The following is an 8,224-nucleotide window of genomic DNA, read 5'->3' as shown; positions in this document are numbered from 1 at the left end:
TTACAAACAAATAAAAATTGATATTTTTCTGTTGGATATACATAATGTGGTTGAAAAACAACTTATATGATACTCAACAAATATGTGACGAAGTTATTTAAAATACGGATGAATTATTGTTTTATTTGTGTGAATGTAAATGTATGCAAAAAAAGTATAGTTTTTGATAAATGGATAATCCCTTTTCCACTTTGACATAAATATTTAAAAGGTTTTGCTAGTGTTGTGGGCACATGCATTGCTTTAATTTTATATTATTTTTTTTTGAGATTTATAGCTTTAAGCTGAAGGGTGGAATTATTACAGGTTCAAGGAACATATTTATGGGAGGATGTAAAATAAAAAAGGAAATTTTCAAATGAAAATTTCCTTTTTTATTTCTCGGTGTGGGCGATATAGGATTCGAACCTATGACCCCTTGGGTGTAAACCAAGTGCTCTGAACCAACTGAGCTAATCGCCCGAGAAGACTGTGTATATGTTATACAATTGTGGGCGATATAGGATTCGAACCTATGACCCCTTGGGTGTAAACCAAGTGCTCTGAACCAACTGAGCTAATCGCCCTTTCCCTTAATTGCGATGCAAATATAGGAGGGAATTTTTTCATACGCAAGCCCTAAATGAAAATAAATTAAAAAAAGGTCTTCTGAACCCTTTGTTTTTGTTGAAAAACTCTACTTTTAGGACTCATAAAAAATTGATTAGATGGATAATAATTTAGAAAGCGACTGGAATAAACTTTTATATAAAATTTCTGAAGATTTTAATGTTGATGCCGATTTGAATGGCACTTTATTGCTAATTGGCATTCAGGAACGTGAAGAAGGCTTCAAAGAAACATATTCGAAAGATGATAAAATGGCCTTAATTAATCTTGCAACTTGTCGCTTGTTGATGAAATGGAACTATTATTCAATAGAAGGCCATGATGAAGATAAGTGGCCAATCTTCAAAAAAAATAAAATGATACCGCCTTTTACAAAGGAAAAAGAAGATTTACTTTTGAAGTCATCTATTGTAGAATACTTCAAAGAGAACGATTATCTGGAGGCTTAATCTTAATCAAATAATAGTAGACTTTCGTAATAACGATTCAAACAAATAAGAAAACAAAGCTATGAACAAACTCATCACCCTTAGTTTAATTATTCTTTTGGCTGCAGCTTATTCCTGTAAAACTTCAGTTAAACTTGGAAAGAAAGACCGCATTGTTCAGATTGATACTGAATATGGTGCTGTTAAAATCAAATTATATGATGAAACACCTGCTCATCGTGATAATTTTATCAAGCTGGCTGATAAAGGTTTTTTCGATGGAACTCTTTTTCATCGAGTAATCGATGGTTTTATGGTTCAAGGTGGTGATCCTGACTCTAAGGGGGCAAAACCAGGTATGATGTTAGGTGAAGGTGGCCCGGGTTATGATATTCCTGCTGAGTTTCATCCTAATTTATTTCATAAAAAAGGAGTGATTGCTGCTGCACGTGAAGGCGATAATGCCAATCCTAAAAGGGAATCTTCAGGATCTCAGTTCTATATCGCTCAAGGTAAAGTTTATGAGCCTGAAGCTTTGGAGGCTCTAGTTGTCAGTATCAATAAGAAACGAGCTAATGCCATTTTTGAGAACCAAAGAGCTCAATATAAGGAGGAGTTGACTCGGTTACAGAAAGATGGTGAATTTGACAAATTCAATATCAAGATGGAGGAGATGAAGCATAATATTGATTCAATTTCTAAAATGCAAACTTTGGTTTTAACTGATACTATGAAGGAAGCATACTCAACGGTTGGTGGTATTCCTCACCTGGATCAGGCCTATACGGTTTTTGGAGAGGTGATTGAAGGGCTAGATATTATTGATAAAATTGCTGCTGAGGAAACTGATGAAAATGATCGTCCTCTTAAGGATATGAAAATGAAAATTACGATTGTGCAATAAACAATCTGAGATTATATTTTGAAAAAGCTTCGAACATTCGGAGCTTTTTTTGTTTTTTTGGATTGACAACGTTAATTTTCGCCATGATTCAGATTAAGAAGATATTATTATTATTTGCTTTCCTATTGTTCCTTTTTTGCTCAAAAGGAGAATTAATGGCTCAGGATAAGCGTACAAATTCAATCATATTGATTGAAACGAATTTGGGTAATATGAAGGTGATGCTTTACAAGGAAACGCCTAAGCATCGCAAGAATTTTTTGCAATTGATTGAAAATAAGCATTTCGATGGAACCTTGTTTTATCGTGTGATAAAGGAATTTGTACTTCAGGGAGGTTCTCAGGATTCGAGGAATGCATCGCCTGGTAGACAGATTGGTTATGGAAGTTCGAACAGAACCATTGAGTCTGAATTTCGCCCGGAATATTTCCACAAAAAGGGTGCACTGGCAGCTGCCAGGCAGCCGGATAAAGTCAATATGTTCAAGGAATCAGATGTCTCTCAGTTTTATATCACTCATGGGAGAATTTACACAATGGAAGAATTAACGGCCATGGAAAAAGCTGTAAATGTGCCTTTGAGGAAACAGATTACTAAGCGGTATCTAACACCTAAAAAGCGCCAGCTACTAGATTCGTTAAAAAAGTTGAAAAAGGTTGAGGAATTCAGAGAGATTGCGGATAAAATTAAATCGAGTATTAGTTTTGATTATCAGAGTTCCAATGAAAAGCTCGTATTTACCGCAGCCCAAAGAAAGGCGTTCACCACAGTAGGTGGTGTTCCTCATTTAGATAAGAATTACACGGTTTTTGGTGAGGTTATTTCGGGTTTCGATGTGATGGATAAAATAGCCAATCTAAAAACGGATGAACATGATAGACCCAATCAGGATGTGAAAATGAAAGTTCGAATCCTAAAATATTAATCTTTTTAGAGTTTTGAGATTATCGGATAAATTAATAAAATCCTTTAATATTTATCTGATGGATGAGGTGTACTTGATTGAAATTATCTGAGAAATTATTTTTCGAACCGTTAGCATAGAGACTTCTATTTACACTGTATTAAAATTCAACAATCTTTTTGTAACTTCGCCGCCCTATTTGGTTGACTAAACAATACAATGATGGTAGGTAAGATAAATGAATTATTAGAGGAATTAAGAGCTTTTACAGCGACTAATCTCGACGAGGTAGAGCAATTCAGAATTAAACATCTAAGTAAAAAGGGGACTATTGCTGCTCTTTTTGGCGATTTTAAGAATGTGCCAAATGAAGAAAAGAAGGTTGTTGGACAACTCTTAAATGAGTTGAAAACTACTGCTCTTGATAAGGTAAATGAACTGAAAGATAGTTTTACAAATTCTGATTTTGACAAGTCGGGTTTAGATTTAAGTCTTCCTGCTGATTCAGTAAAGTTAGGTTCTCGCCACCCATTATCATTGGTTAAGAATGAAATTATTGAGATTTTTTCTCGTTTAGGCTTTACGATCTCTGAAGGACCGGAAATTGAAGATGATTGGCATAATTTCTCTGCCTTGAATTTCCCAGAGGAGCATCCGGCACGTGATATGCAGGATACTTTCTTTATCGAGAAAAATCCGGATATTTTATTGCGTACACACACATCATCGGTTCAGGCTCATGATATGTCTGAAATGGAATTGCCAATTCGTTGTTTAACTCCTGGTCGTGTGTTCCGTAACGAAGCGATTTCGGCAAGAGCACACTGTATTTTCCATCAAATTGAGTGTTTGTATATCGACGAGAATGTTTCTTTCGCAGATTTGAAGCAAACGCTTAGTTATTTTGCAAAAGAGTTCTTTGGTGAGAAAACTGAGATCCGTTTACGTCCATCATATTTCCCATTTACTGAGCCATCAGCCGAGGTTGATGTAACTTGCTCGCTTTGTGGTGGTGATGGTTGTAATGTATGTAAGGGTACAGGATGGTTAGAGATTTTGGGTTGTGGTATGGTTGATCCAAATGTTCTGGATCTTAACAATATCGACAGTAAGAAATACACCGGTTTTGCCTTAGGTATGGGTATCGAGCGTATTACCATGTTAAAATATGGAATTAAGGACCTTCGTTTGTTCTTTGAAAATGATATTCGTTTCCTAGAGCAATTTTCTGCTGCAGGTTTCTAGATTATACATAATCGTAAAATATAGATCCCGTGAGCCTTACAAGCTTTCGGGATTTTTTTTTAAGTAAAGTTTTCGAGCTGGTATTTCTCTAACATTAATTACTATATTTATCTGCCCATTTAGGAAGTGAAATTACCTTCTAAATTGATCTATAGCATCAGCAATGAGTATATAGAATAGGCTTTTTTGAGTGTGTTGAAAATTTAGTTTTTTAGATTTTAATAGCTTTGAAAATGAGTCAGAATCAAACTTTCCCCAATTGTGATCAATTAGCCGAATGTTTTGCTAGAACATTTAAGCATTTGAGTAGCGATCAAATGAATCTTCTTTTTTGGGAAGAGCAATGTGAATTGCTGAAAAGGGGTAAGGTCATATATGCTGAAGGTGATTCTGCACGTGGCTGTTATTTTGTTTATTCAGGCGTATTAAAAGTTTTTAAAACAGGACTCGAAGGGAAAGAGCAGATTATCAGATTTGCAAAGTCTGGCGATATTATAGGGTTCCGATCGGCCTTAAGTCAAGAACCAGCCTGTACATCTTCAAAAGTAATTGAGGATGCGATAGTTTGTTTTATTTCTAGCGATACTTTTACCAAGTTGATTCAACAAAACCCCGATTTTTCATTGGAGTTGATTAAGATGACTTGTAAGGAGCTCGGACAAGCCAATAGTTATATTACTGACATTGCACAAAAATCAGTTCGAGAACGTTTAGCAGAGGTCTTAATGCAGCTTATGGAAACCTTTGGCTTAGCCCAGGATAATACGCTTCAAATCTCTTTAACTCGCGAAGAACTTGCCAATATGGTAGGCACTGCTACCGAATCAGTCATCCGTTTACTTTCAGAATTTAAGAACGATGGCCTTATAGAGATTAAGGGCAGAAAAATTAAGATTGTTGATGTTCGATCTCTCAAAAGAGTTGGAGGCGTTTACTAATTAGTAATTAAGGATTATCGATTTACAATTAAAGAGTAAATCTTTAGTCCACAGATCTGCATAAACTTAAAATATACAAAAGCACTGTTCGTTTATTCGAATGGTGCTTTTTTTTTAACCTGACAGGTTTATTTACATCTCGTTTATAAACCTGTCAGGTTTTATTATTGGGTAGACTATGTTAAAAAATGTTATCTGAATTTTGATTCTACTACAAAAATAGTAGATTTGATTTTGTTAACCCAATTCTCACTACCCAATTAATTATCATGAAGAAAACCCTAAATTTAATAATCATCTTAACCTGCTTTCAATTCTCACTTTTTGCTCAGAGTACTGAATTGCTTGAGCTTTGGCAAAAGAAAGATTGGAACACCTTGATTACTGCCTCGAGCCAGCAGATACAAGCTAATAAAAGCAATTATCAAGCCTATTATTGGAAGCAATATGCTCTGCTAGAACAAGGTAAGAATGCGGATGCCATAGAGGTTTTAAAAGCTGCATTTAAATCTTGTGAAAACAAGCTGGAGATTAGAAGTGAATTGGCAAATCTCTATTTTTTGCAGGGGATGTATCTTCAGGCTAAAACTGAATTAGATGAATTGCTTAAAGAGCAAAGACCTCATTTTAGGACTTTCGAACAAAGAGTTTTAATTCATGAATTCTCTAAAGAACGAGTGGCGGCTATTAACTTGCTTCACAGAGGGAAAAATAACGATGCTTCCCATATATTTTATTGGATTCATTTAGGAGAAAATTACAAGCAACTAGGTGAGTACGACGATGCGATTAAGTTCTACGAAATGGCTATGGACATGAACCCTTTAGACTACGAAACCAATAGTAAATTGGCTCGAGTTTATTTGAAAGTTGATCCTGAAGCAGCTCTGGATATTTGTGATTTAGTATTAGAAAAAGATTCTACGAATATCCGTTTTATACAAATTGCAGCATCGGCTCATATCAAGTTGGATGAAGAAATAGAAGCGCTCAATCAATATATCAAAGCCCTAAGTCTGGGAGATTCAACTATAAATACCATGCGTAATGCAGGTATTCTATTTCAAAAGTTCAAGAAATCTGATATAGCTCTAAAACTCTTAAATAAATCTTACCAGATAGATAGTACCGATGTGAAGGTCGTCTTTTATTTGGCCATGGCTGAGACACATCTTTTTAACCCCGATAAGGGCCTGGAATTGTTCGATGAATCATTGAAATTGATGCAGCCAGACTCTTCCATTCTTTCGATTATTCATAAGGAGAAGGCTATTATTTATGCAGATAAAAAACAACATCAGGAGGCATTGGATAACTACTTAATTGCCCATAAATTCAACCCCAAAAAGAAGTTCTACTTATACTTAATTGCTGAGCAATACGATGCTCTAAACAAAAAGAAAGAAGCTTTGGAATACTATCAGAAAGTTTTAGATACCATTGATGAGAAAAAGGGGCTTGATTTACTAACTGCTTCTATTCGTGATTACTCCGAATCTAGAATTTCAAAACTCAAGGAAGATCTGTTTATGGAGAAATAAATTGTAAGGCTGATTAACATTAGTGTTTCAGGATGGTTCATAGTATATCTTTTGTCGGTTAACTTTATTTAACATGATGTTTACTAGTCATATTTAATACTATGTTTAAATTCAAGCTCAATTATTAATTTTTACTAACCCCAATACCCCTAAAAAAATGAGCGATAAAGAAAACTACGAAGCATTGAAACCCATTTACGATGCCAAAGAGAAAAAAGACATCAAACAACCTAACCTGCCTATTGATGTAGCTAACAACGAAGCCATGTATTTGTACGACATAGGAAGTCGTGACATAGACAAGTTTGCAAGCACCGATGTGGATGTTGCATTAATCGAGAGTCTTCCCATTAGAGTTGGTGGTCTTCGTTATTCGCAAACGCGGTGGACTCAGGTTTTTGCAGAAAAATCGGAAATTGAAAAACAGTGGAGTTTGATATCTTCTGAAGGTTTCGAATTACGTGACGAGATTTTGCATTTCAGCCGATATGCTTATCGAAAAGATAAGGCCTTAATGGCTATTGTACACCGAATTGCCGAGGGGGCGACCAATGCTGATATGATTCAGGATTTGTCAGAACTCTCGATGCTAGGTAAGAATAATCCAACACAGCTTGAAGGTGTTAGTTTCGATTTATTAAAGCTTGATAGGGCGGCAGAATTGGCTGAACAGGGAGGTTTGTTGCTAGGTAAAGTAAATGGCGACAGAGACGATAACGACAATGTTGATAAAGACATGCGCGATCGGGCTTATACTTATTTGAAAGAGGGGGTTGATGCTATTCGTGAGGCAGGTCGTTTCTTGTTTTGGAAAGATGAAGAGAAAGCAGAGCAGTATGCTAGTGCTTATTTTAGAAAATTAAGAGAGACTAGAGAAAATAAGATAGAAGAGGAAGTCTAAACCTCTGTAAGCCCCGAGAAGAGGGTAAGTTTATACGAAGGGAGCGGTTCTGAGGCGAAGGGAGGCTTACTTTGACGAAGGACGCCTTAGAAGCACGAAGATTTGCATAATTTGCACGAAGGAGTGCTTTTTAACGAGAAGAAAGCTGTTTTTTGACGAAGGGGTCTTTCGTAAACAGAATTAGAAAAGGACTGTGGGTTTAGGCTCTTAGTCCTTTTTTTGTGCTTTATATTTATTGATACCACTCATAGCTTATAATTTCTTAAAGCAGAATATGATATTTATCAGTATTGTAAAACATATTGCTGTGCAATGCAGTTTGTATTTAGTATAAACTAAATATATAATCACTAAAATACTCGTCTTTCTCTTGTTTGTGTTCATTTATGTAAAATGCCTGTTTTATTGCCTTGCTTGTGATAAGTGTCGTTTTTATCATGGCCAAGTGCTATTTTTAGTATTTAAATATAGGGGGGGGAGGTTTTGATAATTATTACATTTATCATACATTCGTTTCCGATTAAATATAATCATCATTTATATGTTATTGATGCAATTACTGGTTGTGCACAAATAATTAATTAAACCAATAGTCTGTTTGTAACATATAAATGAAAAAAGCCGCCCCGGAAAAACAGATTTAAATCCATTCTCAACCCGGAAGCGACTTGTTGCTTTGTCAAAATTCAATTGTTGTAGCAATTGAATTGATAATGCCGATATATAATTTGTTTGCCATTGAAAGCGATAGCG

The 8,224-nt window shown here is 35.4% G+C and carries 7 protein-coding genes and 2 tRNA genes; 7 read left to right on the top strand and 2 right to left on the bottom strand.

Annotated elements, in window-relative coordinates:
- Nucleotides 1-387: 387 nt before the first annotated feature.
- Together ABY905_RS11090 and ABY905_RS11085 are read right to left on the bottom strand one after the other, a co-directional pair.
- Nucleotides 388-462: transfer RNA gene (locus ABY905_RS11090), tRNA-Val, on the bottom strand.
- A gap of 29 nt (nt 463-491) precedes the next feature.
- A tRNA-Val gene (locus tag ABY905_RS11085) sits at nt 492-566 on the bottom strand.
- Between the two features lie 141 nt (nt 567-707).
- Here ABY905_RS11085 and ABY905_RS11080 point away from each other — a divergent pair.
- The 7 genes from ABY905_RS11080 (at nt 708) to ABY905_RS11050 (ending at nt 7,471) form a co-directional block, all read left to right on the top strand.
- Nucleotides 708-1,058: a hypothetical protein gene (locus ABY905_RS11080; protein WP_372643708.1), complete on the top strand. Its 351-nt coding sequence runs from the start codon at nt 708-710 to the stop codon at nt 1,056-1,058.
- Between the two features lie 61 nt (nt 1,059-1,119).
- Nucleotides 1,120-1,941 carry a peptidylprolyl isomerase gene (locus tag ABY905_RS11075; RefSeq protein ID WP_372643705.1) on the top strand — a complete coding sequence of 274 codons (822 nt, stop codon included), beginning with the start codon at nt 1,120-1,122 and terminating at the stop codon, nt 1,939-1,941.
- A 155-nt stretch (nt 1,942-2,096) separates the two neighbouring features.
- Nucleotides 2,097-2,867, top strand: coding sequence for a peptidylprolyl isomerase (locus tag ABY905_RS11070; protein WP_372643701.1), 771 nt, complete (start codon nt 2,097-2,099; stop codon nt 2,865-2,867).
- 201 nt (nt 2,868-3,068) lie between these two features.
- Nucleotides 3,069-4,091, top strand: coding sequence for a phenylalanine--tRNA ligase subunit alpha (pheS, locus tag ABY905_RS11065; protein ID WP_372643698.1), 1,023 nt, complete (start codon nt 3,069-3,071; stop codon nt 4,089-4,091).
- Between the two features lie 233 nt (nt 4,092-4,324).
- Complete coding sequence (locus ABY905_RS11060; protein WP_372643695.1) at nt 4,325-5,029, top strand: Crp/Fnr family transcriptional regulator; 705 nt, start codon at nt 4,325-4,327, stop codon at nt 5,027-5,029.
- Nucleotides 5,030-5,298: 269 nt separating this feature from the next.
- A complete protein-coding gene (locus tag ABY905_RS11055; protein WP_372643692.1) occupies nt 5,299-6,570 on the top strand; it encodes a tetratricopeptide repeat protein in 1,272 nt (423 codons plus the stop codon).
- A gap of 157 nt (nt 6,571-6,727) precedes the next feature.
- On the top strand, nt 6,728-7,471 hold the full coding sequence (locus ABY905_RS11050; protein WP_372643690.1) for a hypothetical protein: 744 nt from the start codon (nt 6,728-6,730) through the stop codon (nt 7,469-7,471).
- The last annotated feature ends 753 nt before the right edge of the window (nt 7,472-8,224 follow it).

The organism is Ancylomarina sp. (assembly GCF_041555295.1).
Taxonomy (GTDB): Bacteria; Bacteroidota; Bacteroidia; order Bacteroidales; family Marinifilaceae; genus Ancylomarina.
This window is presented reverse-complemented; position numbering and strand designations above follow the sequence as displayed.